The sequence below is a fragment of the Klenkia sp. PcliD-1-E genome (genome assembly GCF_024124375.1).
Taxonomy (GTDB): Bacteria; Actinomycetota; Actinomycetes; order Mycobacteriales; family Geodermatophilaceae; genus Klenkia.
Map to the genome: position 1 here is coordinate 1 of NZ_JAMXRZ010000097.1, position 16,146 is coordinate 16,146.

General features: G+C 73.8%; 18 protein-coding genes. 16 read left to right on the forward strand and 2 right to left on the reverse strand.

Annotated elements, in window-relative coordinates; all coding sequences use genetic code 11:
* The first annotated feature begins 96 nt into the window (after window positions 1-96).
* Together NH342_RS17075 and NH342_RS17080 are read left to right on the forward strand one after the other, a co-directional pair.
* Window positions 97-813 (forward strand): class F sortase, encoded by a 717-nt coding sequence (locus NH342_RS17075; RefSeq protein ID WP_253016521.1) that lies wholly within the window; start codon window positions 97-99, stop codon window positions 811-813.
* A gap of 27 nt (window positions 814-840) precedes the next feature.
* Entirely contained in the window at window positions 841-1,548 is a 708-nt protein-coding gene (locus NH342_RS17080) for an HAD family phosphatase (RefSeq protein WP_308200686.1), read from the forward strand.
* A 15-nt stretch (window positions 1,549-1,563) separates the two neighbouring features.
* On the opposite strand, the gene NH342_RS17085 is transcribed toward NH342_RS17080, so the two are convergent.
* Complete coding sequence (locus tag NH342_RS17085; protein WP_253016523.1) at window positions 1,564-2,514, reverse strand: RecB family exonuclease; 951 nt, start codon at window positions 2,512-2,514, stop codon at window positions 1,564-1,566.
* A gap of 56 nt (window positions 2,515-2,570) precedes the next feature.
* On the opposite strand from NH342_RS17085, the gene NH342_RS17090 reads away from it, so the two are divergent.
* The 10 genes from NH342_RS17090 (at window position 2,571) to pafA (ending at window position 12,519) form a co-directional block, all read left to right on the forward strand.
* Complete coding sequence (locus tag NH342_RS17090; protein WP_253016525.1) at window positions 2,571-3,449, forward strand: tRNA (adenine-N1)-methyltransferase; 879 nt, start codon at window positions 2,571-2,573, stop codon at window positions 3,447-3,449.
* A gap of 119 nt (window positions 3,450-3,568) precedes the next feature.
* Window positions 3,569-5,350, forward strand: a complete 1,782-nt coding sequence (gene arc, locus NH342_RS17095) for a proteasome ATPase (RefSeq protein WP_253016527.1) — start codon at window positions 3,569-3,571, stop codon at window positions 5,348-5,350.
* A 3-nt stretch (window positions 5,351-5,353) separates the two neighbouring features.
* Window positions 5,354-6,196 carry a septum formation family protein gene (locus tag NH342_RS17100; protein ID WP_253016529.1) on the forward strand — a complete coding sequence of 281 codons (843 nt, stop codon included), beginning with the start codon at window positions 5,354-5,356 and terminating at the stop codon, window positions 6,194-6,196.
* A 67-nt stretch (window positions 6,197-6,263) separates the two neighbouring features.
* Entirely contained in the window at window positions 6,264-7,769 is a 1,506-nt protein-coding gene (gene dop / locus NH342_RS17105; protein WP_256480616.1) for a depupylase/deamidase Dop, read from the forward strand.
* Window positions 7,770-7,885: 116 nt separating this feature from the next.
* Window positions 7,886-8,338, forward strand: coding sequence for a hypothetical protein (locus tag NH342_RS17110; RefSeq protein WP_253016531.1), 453 nt, complete (start codon window positions 7,886-7,888; stop codon window positions 8,336-8,338).
* Window positions 8,339-8,409: 71 nt separating this feature from the next.
* Complete coding sequence (locus NH342_RS17115; RefSeq protein ID WP_253016533.1) at window positions 8,410-8,619, forward strand: ubiquitin-like protein Pup; 210 nt, start codon at window positions 8,410-8,412, stop codon at window positions 8,617-8,619.
* 210 nt (window positions 8,620-8,829) lie between these two features.
* Window positions 8,830-9,399, forward strand: a complete 570-nt coding sequence (locus NH342_RS17120) for an endonuclease VII domain-containing protein (RefSeq protein WP_253016535.1) — start codon at window positions 8,830-8,832, stop codon at window positions 9,397-9,399.
* Window positions 9,396-10,244 (forward strand): proteasome subunit beta, encoded by an 849-nt coding sequence (gene prcB, locus NH342_RS17125; protein WP_253016537.1) that lies wholly within the window; start codon window positions 9,396-9,398, stop codon window positions 10,242-10,244. Before NH342_RS17120 ends, prcB begins: the two co-directional genes overlap by 4 nt.
* Before the next feature lie 3 nt (window positions 10,245-10,247).
* Window positions 10,248-11,150, forward strand: coding sequence for a proteasome subunit alpha (gene prcA, locus NH342_RS17130; RefSeq protein ID WP_253016539.1), 903 nt, complete (start codon window positions 10,248-10,250; stop codon window positions 11,148-11,150).
* A gap of 10 nt (window positions 11,151-11,160) precedes the next feature.
* Window positions 11,161-12,519: a Pup--protein ligase gene (gene pafA / locus NH342_RS17135; protein ID WP_253016541.1), complete on the forward strand. Its 1,359-nt coding sequence runs from the start codon at window positions 11,161-11,163 to the stop codon at window positions 12,517-12,519.
* Here the strand turns inward: pafA and NH342_RS17140 are convergent.
* The gene (locus NH342_RS17140) at window positions 12,506-13,609 is read right to left on the reverse strand and encodes a DUF3866 family protein (protein WP_253016543.1); all 1,104 of its coding nucleotides are present in this window, start codon (window positions 13,607-13,609) and stop codon (window positions 12,506-12,508) included. The two genes, pafA and NH342_RS17140, sit on opposite strands and share 14 nt — an antisense overlap.
* A 36-nt stretch (window positions 13,610-13,645) precedes the next feature.
* On the opposite strand from NH342_RS17140, the gene NH342_RS17145 reads away from it, so the two are divergent.
* The 4 genes from NH342_RS17145 to tatA form a co-directional block, all read left to right on the forward strand.
* On the forward strand, window positions 13,646-14,611 hold the full coding sequence (locus tag NH342_RS17145; RefSeq protein WP_253016545.1) for a YafY family protein: 966 nt from the start codon (window positions 13,646-13,648) through the stop codon (window positions 14,609-14,611).
* Window positions 14,608-15,570, forward strand: coding sequence for a YafY family protein (locus NH342_RS17150; protein WP_253016547.1), 963 nt, complete (start codon window positions 14,608-14,610; stop codon window positions 15,568-15,570). The genes NH342_RS17145 and NH342_RS17150 overlap by 4 nt, the downstream gene beginning before the upstream one ends.
* Before the next feature lie 72 nt (window positions 15,571-15,642).
* The gene (locus tag NH342_RS17155) at window positions 15,643-15,840 is read left to right on the forward strand and encodes a hypothetical protein (protein ID WP_253016549.1); all 198 of its coding nucleotides are present in this window, start codon (window positions 15,643-15,645) and stop codon (window positions 15,838-15,840) included.
* A gap of 40 nt (window positions 15,841-15,880) precedes the next feature.
* On the forward strand, window positions 15,881-16,146 hold a 266-nt coding region (gene tatA, locus NH342_RS17160; protein WP_253016551.1), incomplete at its 3' end, for a Sec-independent protein translocase subunit TatA.

The following is a 16,146-nucleotide window of genomic DNA, read 5'->3' on the forward strand; positions in this document are numbered from 1 at the left end:
GTCGGCGCGGGGCCGAGCAGGCCTGAGCCCCGCCCGTGCCGCGCGGGGCCCCCGTGGTCCCGCGCGGCACGGCCACCCCCGTCCGGAAGGACAGCCGTGAGCACCCACCCCGCACGCCGGTGGAACGTCAGCACCTGGACCGCACGCACCTGGACGGTCCTGGCCGTGACGCTCGCCGCCGTCGCCCTGGTCGCCGCCGGCATCGCGGTGACCGGCCAGCAGGCGCCCCCGCAACCGACCGCCGGCGTCGCGTCCCTCAGCCCGGACCCGACCTTCTCGACGCCCCCCGCGCCGCCGTCCCTCCCGGCGACCGGGACACCGGCGACCGCGACCCCGGAGGCAGCCGCCGTCGCCGAACCGGTCACCGTCAGCATCCAGGACATCGGTGTCAGCAGCGACCTGCTGCGACTCGGGCTGGACGACGACGGCGCGGTCGAGGTGCCACCGTTGGGACCGGACGACCAGGCCGGCTGGTACGACCGCGGCCCGGCGCCCGGGGAGGTGGGCCCCGCGGTGCTGCTCGGCCACGTCGACTCGGCCGCGTACGGCCCGGGGGTCTTCTTCGACCTCGGTCGTCTGCAGCCGGGCGCCGAGGTGGTCGTCGGCCGCACCGACGGCTCGCGCGCGGTCTTCGCCGTCGACCGTGTCGAGCGGCACCCCAAGGACGACTTCCCCACCATCGAGGCCTACGGCAACACCCCCGACCCGCAACTGCGGTTGATCACCTGCGGGGGGGACTTCGACTCCGCGGCCGGCAGCTACCTCGACAACGTCATCGTGTTCGCGACGCTGGCCCGGACCGAACCGGCCTGAGCCCGGGGGGGTCCCTAGACTTGCCCGGTGCTGACGTCCCCGGCGGAGGAGGGCCGCCCGTTGGCGGCGGTGCTGTTCGACATGGACGGGACCCTGCTGGCCACCGAGCAGTACTGGGACGAGGCGCTGGCCGAGCTCGCCGCCGGCTGGGGCGGCTCGGTGTCCACCGCCGCGCTCGCCGCGACGACCGGGGTCGACCTGGGCGGCGCCATGGCGATCGTGCGGCGCGACGTCGGGGTGGAGCGCAGCCCCGACCAGCAGCGGCGCGACGCCGACCGGGTGCTCGAGCGGGTGACCGGGCTGATGGCGGAGTCGGTCACCTGGCGCCCCGGCGCACGGGAGCTGCTCACCCAGTGCCTGCAGTCCGGCGTGCGGACGGCCCTGGTCACCACCACCTACCGGCCGCTGGTCTCCCTGGTGCTGGGTCACCTGCGGGCCGACCTCGGCGCCGAGCCGTTCGAGGTCACCGTCTGCGGCGACGAGGTGCCGGCGCTCAAGCCCGACCCGGCGCCCTACCTGCAGGCCCTGGCCGCCCTGGGCCTGGCGCCGGCGCACTGCGCGGTGGTCGAGGACTCCCACGCCGGCAGCCGGTCCGGGCTGGCTGCCGGCTGCCGCGTGCTGCTCGTGCCGCAGGGCGAGCAGCCCCCCGCCGCCCCGGGCCTGACCGTCGCCGACAGCCTGGTCGGCGTCACGCCGGCGACCCTGGCCGGGTTGCCGCACCCCGCGGTCGTCTGACCCGGACCCCGGCCCTCAGCCGACCACCTCCACCGGGAGGGCCGTCCGCCAGCCGGCTGCGGCGGCCGCCTGCGCCGGGAACGGCGGGGGAGTGCCGCCGAAGGACGGGCAGACGGCCTGGTGGTCGCACCAGCTGCACAACCGGCTGCGGTTGGGCCGGAAGTCACCGGTCTCCACCGCCCTGCCGATCGCGGCCCAGATCGCCTGCAGGGTGCGCTCGAAGCGCAGCAGCTCGGCCTCGTCGGGGCCGTAGGTGAGGACGTCGCCATCCTTGAGGTAGATCAGCTTGAGCTGGGCGGCGACCACGCCCCGGGTGCGCCACAGCACCAGCGCGTAGAACTTCATCTGGAACAGCGCCTTGGCCTCGAACGCCTCGCGCGGCATGCCGCCGGTCTTGTAGTCCACGACCCGCAGCGCGCCGTTGCGGGCGACGTCCAGGCGGTCGACGTAGCCGCGCAGCAGCAACCCGTCGGGCAGGGTGACCTCGACCAGCTCCTCCCGCCCCTCGGGCTGGATGCGGGTGGGGTCCTCGAGCCGGAAGTAGGTCTCCACCAGCGAGCCGGCCGAGGCCAGCCAGCTCTCCAGGCTCTCGGCCGCCGGCTCGCCCTCGGCGGGCTCGAACAGCTCGGCCACCCCGGGCTCCGCGCGCAGCTCCGCCCAGGCCGGCTGCACCAGCTGCTGGGCCGCGGCGACGGTGCGCTCACCGGCCGGCAGGTCGTAGAGGCGCTCGAGCACCGCGTGCACGAGGGTGCCGCGGACGGCAGCGCGGGACTTCCGCTCGGGCAGCCGGTCGATGGTGCGGAACCGGTAGAGCAGGGGGCAGGTCTTGAAGTCGGCCGCGCGGGACGGGGACAGGGACGGCCGGCGCGGGGTGGTGTCCGCCGCCGTCGTCCGCTGGTCGGCCGCCAGGACCATGCCGTCGGCTGCGGGGTCGGTGACGTCCGTCGCCAGCTCCGTCGTCGTCATGGCGGCCACGGTAGGCGGGGGTACCGACAGAACCGCGCTCCGTAGTCTCGTCGGACGTGGAACCCCAGCCCGACCTGCCCGCCGTCCCCGCCGCACCCGTCCGGGAGCCCGTCGACGGGGCCTTCGAGGTCGGCGACCGGGTGCAGCTGACCGACCCCAAGGGCAACATGCACACCGTCGTCCTCACCCCCGGCAAGCAGTTCCACACCCACAAGGGCGCCATCGAGCACGACCACCTGATCGGCGCGCCCGAGGGCTCGGTGGTGCACTCCACCAACAACACCGGGTACCTGGCGTTCCGGCCGCTGCTGGCCGACTTCGTGCTGTCCATGCCGCGCGGCGCGCAGGTCATCTACCCGAAGGACGCCGCCCAGATCGTCGGCTTCGGCGACATCGGGCCCGGCATGCGGGTGCTGGAGGCCGGGGCGGGCTCGGGGGCGCTGTCCTGCTCCCTGCTGCGCGCCGTCGGCTCCACGGGCCACCTGACCAGCTACGAGCGCCGCGAGGACTTCCTCGACGTCGCGCGCGGCAACGTCGAGACGTTCCTGAAGGAGGTGCCGGCGAACTGGTCGCTGCGGCTGGGCGACCTGGACCAGCACCCGGCGACCGAGACCGTCGACCGGGTGGTGCTGGACATGCTCGAGCCCTGGGCGGTGCTGCCCACGGTGGCCGCGGCCCTGCGCCCGGGTGGGGTGCTGGTCGGCTACGTGGCCACCACGACCCAGCTGTCCAGCTACGTCGAGGCGCTGCGCGCCCAGGCCTGCTGGACCGAGCCCTACGCCTGGGAGTCGATGAACCGGCCCTGGCACGCCGAGGGCCTGGCGGTGCGGCCGGAGCACCGCATGGTGGCGCACACGGCGTTCCTGGTCACCTGCCGGCGGCTGGCCGAGGGTGCGGTGGCCCCGCTGCGCGCGCGCAAGGTACGCCGCTTCTGAGACGCCTGGGACGAGCCGTTGCGCGCTCGTCACGGGCGGGCCCTCCGGTGCGGGCGTTCTGCCGCACGGCGTGGATACAGTGACGGCTCGGCAGCCCCTGACGTGTGCGGAGGTGCGTGATGGGTTCTCTCGGGCCTGATGAGTTCCGGGCGCGGCGTGATCGTGACGTCGCCTCGCTGGTGAGCCAGATCAGCTACCTCGAGGAGGAGATCGGCCTCCTGCGCCGCAAGGTGTCCGACAGCCCGCGCCAGGTGCGCGCGCTCGAGGAGCGGGTCGCGGAGGCCGAGGGCCGCGCGGCCTTCCTGGCCGAGCGCAACGACAAGCTGAGCGAGACCCTGCGGGGCGCCCGCGACCAGCTGGTGCAGCTCAAGGAGGAGATCGAGCGCCTGGGCCAGCCGCCCTCGGGCTACGGCGTGTTCCTCGGCCGGTTCGAGGACGGCACCGTCGACGTGTTCACCGGCGGGCGCAAGCTGCGGGTGTCGGTCTCCCCGGCGGTCGACGTCGAGGGCCTGCAGTACGGCCAGGAGCTGATGCTCAACGAGGCCATGAACGTCGTCGAGGCGCGCGGCTTCGAGCGCTCGGGCGACGTCGTCATGCTCAAGGAGCTGCTCGAGCCGATCGAGGGCCAGGCGCCCCGAGCGCTGGTGGTCGGGCACACCGACGAGGAGCGCGTGGTCCAGGTCGCGGACTCCCTCGCCGGGCAGAAGCTGCGGGCCGGTGACTCGCTGCTGCTGGAGTCGCGGTCGGGCTTCGTCTACGAGCGGATCCCCAAGAGCGAGGTCGAGGAGCTGATCCTCGAGGAGGTCCCCGACATCGACTACGGCGACATCGGTGGCCTGTCCCGGCAGATCGAGCAGATCCGCGACGCCGTCGAGATGCCGTTCCTGCACAAGGACCTGTTCAAGACCTACGAGCTGCGCCCGCCGAAGGGCATCCTGCTCTACGGCCCGCCCGGGTGCGGCAAGACGCTGATCGCGAAGGCCGTGGCAAACTCGCTGGCCAAGCAGATCGCCGTCGCCCACGGCGCCGAGGAGGCGACCCGTGCGCGGTCCTACTTCCTCAACATCAAGGGCCCGGAGCTGCTGAACAAGTACGTCGGGGAGACCGAGCGGCACATCCGCCTGGTCTTCCAGCGCGCCCGGGAGAAGGCCAGCGAGGGTGCGCCGGTCATCGTGTTCTTCGACGAGATGGACTCGATCTTCCGCACCCGCGGCACGGGGGTGAGCTCCGACGTGGAGTCCACGATCGTGCCGCAGCTGCTCAGCGAGATCGACGGCGTCGAGGGCCTGGAGAACGTCATCGTCATCGGCGCCTCCAACCGCGAGGACATGATCGACCCGGCGATCCTGCGGCCCGGTCGTCTCGACGTGAAGATCAAGATCGAGCGTCCGGACGCCGAGGCGGCCCGCGACATCTTCACCAAGTACCTGACGACGACGCTGCCCATCCACACCGACGACCTGGCCGAGCACGGCGGCAGCCGCGAGGCGACCATCGCCGGGATGATCCAGTCGACCGTCGAGCGCATGTACACCGAGAGCGAGGAGAACCGTTTCCTCGAGGTGACCTACGCCAACGGCGACAAGGAGGTCCTCTACTTCAAGGACTTCAACTCCGGCGCCATGCTGCAGAACATCGTGGACCGGGCCAAGAAGATGGCGATCAAGGACCGGCTGGAGACCGGCGTCGACGGGCTGCGGGTGGGCCACCTGATGGCGGCGTGCGTGGACGAGTTCAAGGAGAACGAGGACCTCCCGAACACGACCAACCCCGACGACTGGGCGCGCATCTCGGGCAAGAAGGGCGAGCGGATCGTCTACATCCGCACGTTGATCAGCGGCAAGGGCAACGAGTCCGGCCGCGCGATCGACACCGCCACCAACACCGGCCAGTACCTCTAGACCGTGCGGGGGGCGGTGCTGGCGGTCGGTGCTGCCCTCCTGCTGGCCGGGTGCACGTCGACCGTCGAGGGCTCGGCCAGCCCGGCGCCGGTGGCCTCGCCGACGCCGGGGGACGACCCGATGGTCGACGCGCCCGCGATCGGGACCTGCCACGACGTGGAGTCCCTCTACGAGCCGCTGCAGGTGCCCGACGTCGTCGACTGCGGCGACGGGCACACGGCCGAGACGGCCGTGGTGGCCGACACCGGGCTGCCCGTCGATGCTGAGTACCCGACGCAGGACGACCTCGACGAGGGCTACCTGGGCGACGCCTTCGACGAGGTCTGCAGCTACGACACCGTCGAGGACTACCTGCGGGCCCGGCCCGGGGACCTGCTCTACGCCGACTACGCGCAGGTGCTCCCCACCGAGGAGCAGTGGGCGCGCGGGGCGCGGTGGGTGGCCTGCGACGTCACCTACGGCTACGGCCAGCCCGAGACCGCGCCGGGCCGGATGGCCGGGGTGATGGAGTCCGGCACTACCGCGGCCTACCGCGCCTGCCTGGACGGCGACCCGGCCGACAACGACGTCGTCGCGTGCTCGCAGCCGCACTGGGCCGAGCGGGTCAGCGGCTACCCCGACGTCCCCGAGGGCACCCCGTTCCCGGCCGACCAGGCCGCGCGGGCGGCGATCGCCGAGCAGTGCCGGCCCGACGCCGTCGACCACCTCGACGGGCCGCTGCCGGCCGAGGTCGCGCTCGACATCACCACCGACGACCCCGACGACTGGGCGTCCTTCCCGTTCCCGACCTGCGTGCTCGTCCCCGCGGGCGGCGGGACCACCACGGGGTCGTTCGCCGACCGTTGACGGCCCGGCCCGGTCGGCCTCGTCGCGGGGTGCGGCGGGGTCCCGGCGCGCCTCCTAGGGTGGCGGCATGAGCGTGCGGCGGGTCATGGGCACCGAGGTCGAGTACGGCATCTCGGTGCCCGGTCAGCCCGGGGCCAACCCGACGACGCTGTCCAGCCAGGTGGTGAACGCCTGGGCACCGGCCGAGGCGGCACCGCGGCGTCGGCCCCGGTGGGACTTCGAGGAGGAGAACCCGCTGCGCGACGCCCGCGGGTTCGACCTGTCCCCGGCCCGGGCGCTGGACCACGACGACCCCGACGAGGACCCGGGGATGGCCAACGTCGTGCTCACCAACGGCGCCCGGCTCTACGTCGACCACGCCCACCCGGAGTACTCCACGCCCGAGGTCACCAGCCCCCGGGACGTCGTGCTGTGGGACAAGGCGGGGGAGCGGGTGATGGCCGAGGCGTCTGTACGGGCGGCCCGGGTCCCCGGCACCGCGCCGATCCAGCTCTACAAGAACAACACCGACGGCAAGGGCCAGTCCTACGGGGCGCACGAGAACTACCTGATGGACCGGCGGACCCCGTTCCTGGACATCATCAAGGGCCTGGTCCCCTTCTTCGTCACGAGGCAGGTCTTCGCCGGGGCCGGCCGGGTGGGCATCGGCACCGACGGCCGTACCCAGGGCTTCCAGATCTCCCAGCGGGCGGACTTCTTCGAGGTCGAGGTGGGCCTGGAGACGACGCTGAAGCGGCCCATCATCAACACCCGCGACGAGCCGCACGCCAACCCCGACGAGTACCGCCGACTGCACGTGATCATCGGCGACGCGAACCTCGCCGAGCTGTCCACCTACCTGAAGGTGGGGACGACGGCGCTGGTGCTGGCGATGATCGAGGCGCGGGCGCTCGGCCCGGACCTGTCGATCGAGGAACCGGTGGCCGAGCTGCAGGCCGTCAGCCACGACCCCACGCTCACCCACGCCGTGCGGCTCCGGGACGGCCGCCGGCTGACCGCGCTGGAGATCCAGCAGGAGTTCCTGGCCCGGGCCCGCACGTTCGTCGAGCGGACCGGCGACACCGACCCGCAGACCCTCGACGTGCTGGTCCGGTGGGGCGAGGTGCTCGAGGACCTGGCGGTCGACCCGATGCGCTGCGCCGACCGGCTGGACTGGCCGGCCAAGCTCCGGCTGCTGCAGGGCTACCGCCAGCGCGACGGGCTGAGCTGGGGCGACGCCCGGCTGGCCCTGGTCGACCTGCAGTACTCCGACATCCGGCCGGACAAGGGGCTCTACCAGCGACTCGTGGCCCGCGGGGCCATGCAGCGGCTGGTCACCGAGGACGAGGTCACCGCGGCCATCGGCGCGCCCCCGGAGGACACCCGGGCCTACTTCCGCGGCGAGTGCCTGCGGCGCTACCCGGCGCAGGTGGCCGCGGCGTCCTGGGACTCGGTGGTGTTCGACCTGGGCCGGGAGACGCTGGTGCGGATCCCGACGATGGAGCCGCTGCGGGGCACCCGCGACCACGTCGGCGCGCTGTTCGGCCGGGTGGGCAGCGCCCAGGAGCTGGTCGACACCATCACCGGGGCCTGACCGTGGCCCCCGCCGCCGAACCCCCCGCCGCAGGACCGTCCGCGCCCGACCCGGCTCCGGCCCGGCGTCCGCGGCGTCCGGCGGCGCGGTCGGTCCGGCCCACGGACATCGCCGCCGTGGTGCGGGTCCTCTCGGCGCTGCAGGTGCACCTGCTCTCCGGTGACCTGCCACCTCAGCTGACGTCCTCCCTGGGCCGCCACCTGGTCACGGCGGGCCTGCTCACCGACGGCGCCACACCGGCCGACGTGCTGCTCGCCCTGGACGACCTCGCCGGCCGGCTGCGCAGCGGCGGCACCGCATCGGGGGTGTCGGGGGAGACCCGCCACCTCGTCGGCTTCGCCACCCGCGAGCAGGCCGACGCGTTCGCCGCCGGCGCCGCCCGCCGGGCCGGTGACGAGGTCGTCGGCCCGGTGCCGGCCGAGGAGGGTCGCTGGGTCGACGAGGTGGCCTGGCAGGTGACCGTGCGGGTCACCGAGCCGCCCATGTCCCCGGCCTTCGACGCGCGCATCGCCGGCCTGCACGCCCTCGCCGACGGGCTGCACGGCCACCTCGGCGGCTGGGAGGCCTGACACCCGGTTGTCGTACCCCGCGGGTAGCTTGCGCAGCAGGGCACCACACCCACTCGAGTGCGGAGGATCAGATGGCCACCAGGGACACCGGCGGGCAGCAGAAGGCCACGCGGTCGCGCGAGGAGACCGAGGAGGTCGAGGCCTCCGTCGACGCCGAGGGCACCGAGCGCCGCGAGAAGATGGGCGAGGAGACCGACGACATCCTCGACGAGATCGACGCGGTGCTCGAGTCCAACGCCGAGGAGTTCGTGAAAGGCTTCGTTCAGAAAGGGGGCCAGTGATCAAGATCATTTCCGCCTCCTGGTCCGCTCATGGAGACGAAGTTCTGCCGCGATTGCGGTGAGCCGAGGCCGGTCTCGGAGTTCACCAGGAACAGGAACTCACAGGACGGTCTCGCCTTCTACTGCTCGCTGCATGCCCGCCGCCGGCACACCAGCAGCAGGGACGCCCGGAACGGACAGCCGCGGAGCCGGCACCGGCGCGACCGCGACGTGCCCGACGGCCACAAGTGGTGCCCGGACTGCGGTGAGGTCCGGCCGTGGACGGAGTTCGGGCGCAATGCCCGCAGCAAGGACGACCGGGCCACGTACTGCAGGCCGTGCCACAACGCGCGAGGTCGTGCGGGCAAGGAGAAGGTCGGGGGCGCCCGCACCTACCACCTGAAGAGGCGGTACGGGATCACGGCGGTCGACGCCGATGCGATGCTGCAGGCGCAGGGCGGGCTGTGCGCGATCTGCAAGGCGGCGCGAGCCGCCCACGTCGACCACGACCACGCCACCGGTGCAGTCCGTGCCCTCCTCTGCTTCAACTGCAACGGCGGGCTCGGGCAGTTCCGCGACGACCCGGCCGTGCTGCGGGCGGCGGTCGCCTACCTGGAGGAGCACGCCGGGGGAGCGACGCCCCCGGCGACGGGCTGCACCACGACCCCACCACTAGGGTCGGATCGACGAGACCGACGGGGCGCCCGGCCCGGTCGGCGCAGCACCGACCGGCCCGCCCACGGGTCGGCGGCACCACATCGGCCCACCACGAACGGGCCGGCGGAGGAGGCGCACGGGTGAGCGAGCAGATCGCCGGACGGAGCGGGTTCACCCCCGCCTACCTGGACCGGGTGGGGTCCTCCTTCACCGACTTCCTCGGCACGACCGCCCCCGAGCTGCTCCCCGGCCGCCGTCCGGTGCCGTCGGTGTCCGCGGCCGACCTGGCGCCGCACGGCACCACGATCGTCGCGGCCACGTTCGACGGCGGCGTCCTCATGGGCGGTGACCGCCGGGCCACGATGGGGAACCTGATCTCCAGCCGGGACATCGAGAAGGTCTACGCCGCCGACTCCTGGTCGGTGATCGGCATCGCCGGTGCGGCGGGCATCGCGATCGAGATGGTCCGGCTCTACCAGGTCGAGCTCGAGCACTACGAGAAGATCGAGGGGATGACCCTCTCCCTCGACGGGAAGGCCAACCGGCTCGCGGCGATGATCCGCGGCAACCTCGGCGCCGCCCTGCAGGGCCTGGCCGTCGTCCCGCTGTTCGCCGGCTACGACCTCGACGCCGCCGAGGGTGCGCGGGCCGGCCGGATCTTCAGCTACGACGTCACCGGCGGCAACTACGAGGAGCGGGGCTACGCCAGCGTCGGCTCCGGCTCGCTGTTCGCCCGCAACTCCCTCAAGAAGACCTGGCGTCCGGGCCTGTCCGCCGACACGGCCACCCGCAGCCTGGTCGAGGCGCTCTACGACGCCGCCGACGACGACTCCGCCACCGGCGGACCCGACTCGGTGCGGCGGCTGTACCCGATCGTCTACCGGGTGGACGCCGAGGGCGCGGTCCGGCTGCCCGACGCCGAGGTGGCCGAGGTCGCCGCGGCCATCACCGCCGACCGCTCCGCCGCCGCCGACAGCCGGGAGGGCTGAGCCATGACCATGCCCTACTACGCCTCCGCCGAGCAGGTCATGCGCGACCGCTCGGAGTACGCCCGCAAGGGCATCTCCCGCGGCCGTTCCGTCGTCGTCCTGACCTACGAGGGCGGGGTGCTGCTCATCGCCGAGAACCCCAGCTCGACGCTGCACAAGGTCGGCGAGATCTACGACCGCATCGGGTTCGCCGCCGTCGGCCGGTACTCGGAGTTCGAGAGCCTGCGGGTGGCCGGCGTCCGGCTGGCCGACGTCCGCGGGTACTCCTACAACCGCCGCGACGTCACCGGCCGCGTGGTCGCCAACGCCTACGCCCAGACCCTGGGGTCGATCTTCACCGAGCAGATGAAGCCCTTCGAGGTCGAGCTGTGCGTCGCCGAGGTCGGCACCACCCCCGAGGCCGACCAGCTCTACCGGCTCACCTTCGACGGCTCCGTCGTCGACGAGCCCGACTTCGTCGTCATGGGCGGGCAGGCCGAGGCGGTCAGCGCCCACCTGCGCGAGCACTTCCGCACCGGCCTGGCCCTGCGCGACGCCCTCGGGGTGGGCGTCGCCGCGCTGTCGGCGGCCAGCGCCTCCACCCAGGCCAACGGCGGGGAGCACAGCACGCTGCCGGCCGAGCAGCTGGAGGTCGCCGTCCTGGACCGGGCACGGCCCAAGCGGACGTTCCGGCGGATCACCGGCGCCGCGCTGCGCACCCTGCTCGGCGACGCGGCGTCCGCTGCCCCGGCCCCGGACGAGGAGGCGGAGGCGGAGGGCACGTCGGTCCCGACCACGCCGGCGCCGGGCACCCCGCCCGGCCTCGGCAACCCGGGCGCCCCGGACACCGCCGGCGGTACCGGACCCGCCGCCCAGGACGACGACGGTCCCGGCGAGACCGCCCCCGAACCCGGCGCACCGGCCTAGGCTCGGTCCCGTGGACCGCAGGATCTTCGGCATCGAGACCGAGTACGGCGTCACGTGCACCTTCGAGGGCCAGCGCCGGCTCTCCCCGGACGAGGTCGCCCGCTACCTGTTCCGGCGGGTGGTGTCGTGGGGCCGCAGCTCCAACGTGTTCCTGCGCAACGGCGCCCGGCTCTACCTCGACGTCGGCAGCCACCCCGAGTACGCCACCGCCGAGTGCGACGACCTCACCGAGCTGGTCGTCCACGACAAGGCGGGGGAGCGGATCCTCGAGGGCCTGCTGGTCGACGCCGAGCAGCGGCTGGCCGACGAGGGCGTCACCGGCGACATCTACCTGTTCAAGAACAACACCGACTCCGCCGGCAACAGCTACGGATGCCACGAGAACTACCTGGTCGGGCGGCATGGCGAGTTCTCCCGCCTGGCCGACGTCCTGATCCCGTTCCTGGTCACCCGGCAGATCGTGGTCGGCGCCGGCAAGGTCCTGCAGACCCCCCGCGGCGCGGTCTACTGCGTCAGCCAGCGCGCCGAGCACATCTGGGAGGGCGTCTCCTCGGCGACCACCCGCTCCCGGCCGATCATCAACACCCGCGACGAGCCGCACGCCGACGCCGAGCGCTACCGCCGGCTGCACGTCATCGTCGGCGACTCGAACATGAGCGAGACCACCACCCTGCTCAAGGTGGCCGCCACCGACCTGGTGCTGCGGATGATCGAGGACGGCGTCCCGGTGCGGGACATGACGCTGGAGAACCCCATCCGGGCCATCCGCGAGATCAGCCACGACCTCACCGGCCGGCGCAAGGTGCGGCTGTCCAACGGCCGCGAGATGTCCGCTCTGGAGATCCAGACCGAGTACCACGACCGCGCCGCCGAGTACGTCGACCGCGAGGGCCTGGGCCCGGTGCACCGCCAGATGCTCGAGCTGTGGGGCCGCACCCTCAAGGCCGTCGACACCGGCGACCACTCGCTCGTCGACCGCGAGGTCGACTGGGCCATCAAGCAGTCGATCATCGAGCGGTACCGCGCCAAGCACGACCTCTCGATGTCCTCGGCCCGCGTCGCCCAGCTCGACCTGGCCTACCACGACATCCGTCGCGGCCGGGGCCTGTACTACCTGCTGGAGCGGGCCGGCCAGGTCGACCGGGTCACCCACGACCCGCGGGTCTTCGAGGCCAAGAACGTGCCCCCGCAGACCACCCGGGCCAAGCTGCGCGGGGAGTTCATCCGCAAGGCCCAGGACAAGCGCCGCGACTTCACCGTCGACTGGGTGCACCTCAAGCTCAACGACCAGGCGCAGCGCACCGTGCTGTGCAAGGACCCGTTCAAGTCCGTCGACGAGCGGGTGGAGAAGCTGATCAGCTCGATGTGACCAGCGACGCCGCGTACCGGCCGGCGCAGGCCGCGGCCAGGAAGTAGGCGTGGTCGGCGTCCAGCCCACGGCCCATGGTCGACAGGCCCACCGGCAGGGCGCGCAGCGCGTCGTCCAGACCCTCGACCTCGACCTCCACCACAGGGTTGCGGTCAGGCTGGCCGGCCAGGTCCTCGGCGACCTGCACCTCCAGCTCGTCGGACAGGCCCGACGCCGGCACCGGCAGGGCCACCCCGCCCAGCGCGACCCGGCCGAAGGCGGTCAGCGAGTGGTGGGACACCCCGCGGTGCCGCGGCCGCGGGTCGGCGTCGGATATCCGCAGTGCACCGACGGTCCGCCCGCCCAGCACGTGCGCGGCGTTGCACGCCTCGCCGGCGGCGACGCCGGAGAACCCCCACGGCGTCCCGGTGCCCAGGTTGCCCGGGCCCTGCGCGACCACCGCGACGTCGGCCCGCAGCACGTGCCGGGCGGCCAGCAGACCGGTGTGCACGGTGACCGCCTCCAGGTCCCCGCCGAAGGCCTGCCCGACCGTGACGACGCCGGCCAGCGAGCCGGCCAGCCCGTCCAGCGTCCGCGAGAACGCCGCCGGCAGCGCCCCGCCGTCGGTCATCACGTAGGCCACCTTCATCGCGGCGTCGGTGGCGCGCACGCCGGCCAGCACCGCCGGCAGCGCCGAGTGCAGGTCGGCCACCACCACCGGCATGCCGCCGACGTCCTCGGCCTCGGCGATGACGGCGTGGTGGGGGGTCTCCTGCTCGTCCACGCCCTGCACCGTCACCTGCAGCCCGGTGTAGCGGCCCTTCACCAGGTGCCCCGGCCCGGCCGGGTCCGGCGGCAGCCGGTCGGGGACGGCGACCACCAGCGCGTAGCCGCCGGTGCCCAGCCGCTGTGCCCACGCCGTGGTGTTCAGCAGGACGGCGTCACCCACCTGTGGCGTGCCGACCACCGAGGGGTGCGCGAGGGCCCTCAGCTCGCCGTCCCCGGGCACCTCGACCTGCAGCTCCAGCGAGTCCCGCCAGCTGCGGCCCAGGGCGGTCACCGTCCCGCGCCGCCAGCGGATCCGGGACACGGGCACCTGGGGACTGCTCACCGGGCCCAACCTAGGTCACGCACTAGCCTGGGCCCCGTGTCGGCCAAGCGTGCGGAGAGACTGGTCAACCTGGTCTTCGCCCTCCTCGGCACCCGCCAGTACGTGACCGCGGAGCGGATCCGCAGCATCGTGCCCGGCTACGAGCCCGCCGACGGCACCGACCGCGCCGACGAGGCCTTCAAGCGGATGTTCGAGCGCGACAAGGCCGACCTGCGCGAGCTCGGGGTCCCCCTGGAGACCGGCCGGACCAGCGTCTTCGACACCGAGGACGGCTACCGGATCGCCCGGTCGGAGTACGAGCTCCCCGAGATCACCCTCACCGGCGACGAGGCCGCCGCCGTGGGCCTGGCGCTGCGGTTGTGGCAGTCCGCGCAGCTCGGCGGCGCCGCCCAGGGCGCGCTGGTGAAGCTGCGCGCGGCCGGGGTGGACGTCGACGGCGCCGGCACGCTGCCCCTGCAGCCCCGACTGGACGGCGGCGAGCCCGCCTTCGACGCCTGCTACACCGCCGCCCGCGACCGGCGGCTGCTCACCTTCACCTACGCCCGCCCCGACGAGGACACCGGTGCCCGGCGCCGCGTGCAGCCGTGGGGCGTGGTGTCCTGGCACGGCCGCTGGTACCTGGTCGGCCACGACCTCGACCGCGACGCCCCCCGCGTGTTCCGGCTCTCCCGGATCAGCGGGACCCCCCGGGCCGGCGGCCCGCCCGACGCCTTCACCCCGCCCGACGACGTCGACCTGGCCGCCGTCGTGGCCCGACAGGTCGGCCGGCCCGAGCACGTCGTCGTCCTGACCGCCCGGCCGGGCACCGCGGTCGGGCTGCGGCGGCGGGCCACCGACCTCGGCCCGGACGACGCGGGCGACGACCGGCTGGAGCTGCGCACCACCGAGCCGTGGGCGCTGGCCGACGAGGTCGCCGCGCACGGCCCGGACGTGCTGGTGGAGTCCCCGCCCGAGCTGCGCGCCGCCGTCGTCGAGCGGCTGACCCGGCTGGCGGCGTCGTGAGCGCACCCACCACCGACCGGATGACCCGGCTGCTGGCGCTGGTGCCCTACCTGGAGGCGCGGCCGGACGGGGTCCTCATGGCCGACGCCGCCCGCGACTTCGGGGTCGGGGAGGCCCAGCTGCGCCGCGACCTGGAGCTGCTGTGGGTGTGCGGGCTGCCCGGTCACGGCCCCGGCGACCTCGTCGACCTGTCCTTCGAGGGCGACCGGGTGCGGGTCACCGACACCGCCGGCCTGGTCCGGCCGCTGCGGTTGGCCACCGACGAGGCCGTCGCCCTGGTGGTCGCGCTGCGCGCCCTGCTGGAACTGCCCGGCCTGGCCGAGACCGACGCGGTCAGCCGGGCGCTGCTCAAGGTGTCCGCCGCCGCGGGGGAGCCGGCCGACCTCGCGGGTGCGGTCACCGTCAGCATCGACGCCCGCGAGCAGACCCTCGCCGTCGTGCGGCAGGCGCTGGAGGCCGGCCGGGCGGTGCACCTGCACTACTACGTGCCCAGCCGCGACGAGCGCACCGAGCGGACCGTCGACCCGATGCGGCTGCTGCTGGTCGAGGGCCACTGGTACCTGGAGGCGTGGTGCCGCCGGGTCGAGGGCACCCGGTTGTTCCGGCTGGACCGCATCGACGACCTGACGGTGCTCGACGAGCCCTCGGCGCCGCCCGAGCAGGCCCGGCCCCGCGACCTGGACGACGGCCTCTACCAGCCCGCCGAGGACCAGCCGCTGGTCCGGCTGCGGCTGGACCGCAGCGCCCGCTGGGTGGCCGACTACTTCCCGGTGGAGGACGTCGTCGCCGTCGACGACCCGCCCGGGGGGCTGTCGGTCGCGGTGCGCACCGGCGACCCCGGCTGGGCCCGCCGGCTGGTGGCCTCCCTCGGTGGCGCGGCCCGGGTCGAGGACCCACCCGAGCTGGCCGACGAGGTCCGCGCCGCCGCCCGGGCCGCGCTCGCCCGCTACAGCGACTGAACCCACCCAGTACAGGGGGTTCCCAGGCCCGGCACAGCTGGTACGTCGGTGGCCCCGGCTAGGGTCGGGACCGTGCTGATCGTGCTGCTGGTCGTCGTCGTGCTCGCCCTGGTCGTCCTGGGTGTCCTGGCGTACGGCCTGCTGGGCGCGTTGGGCCGGCTGACCCGGGAGATGGCGGCCCTGCAGCGCGACGTCGCCCCGGTCGCCGCCCAGCTGCAGCAGTCGCTCGCGACCGCGGCGGTCGCCCGGCAGCGCACGCCCGACGCGTAACCTCGCAGTCGCGCCGGACCCACCGACCACGGAGAAGACGATGAACCTCGGACCGCTCGAGATCGGCCTGATCATCCTGGCCGTGCTGCTGCTGTTCGGCTACAAGAAGCTGCCCGACGCCTCCCGTTCCCTGGGGCGCTCCATGCGCATCTTCAAGGGCGAGATGAAGGGCATGAAGGACGACGACGTCCGCAGCAAGGACGAGGCCACCGCCGTCCGCGGCGAGCTGACCCCTCCGGCGGCCCCGGCGGTCCCCGACTACGAGGCCGAGGCCCGCGCCGCCGAGGCGCGCGCCGCCGAGGCCCG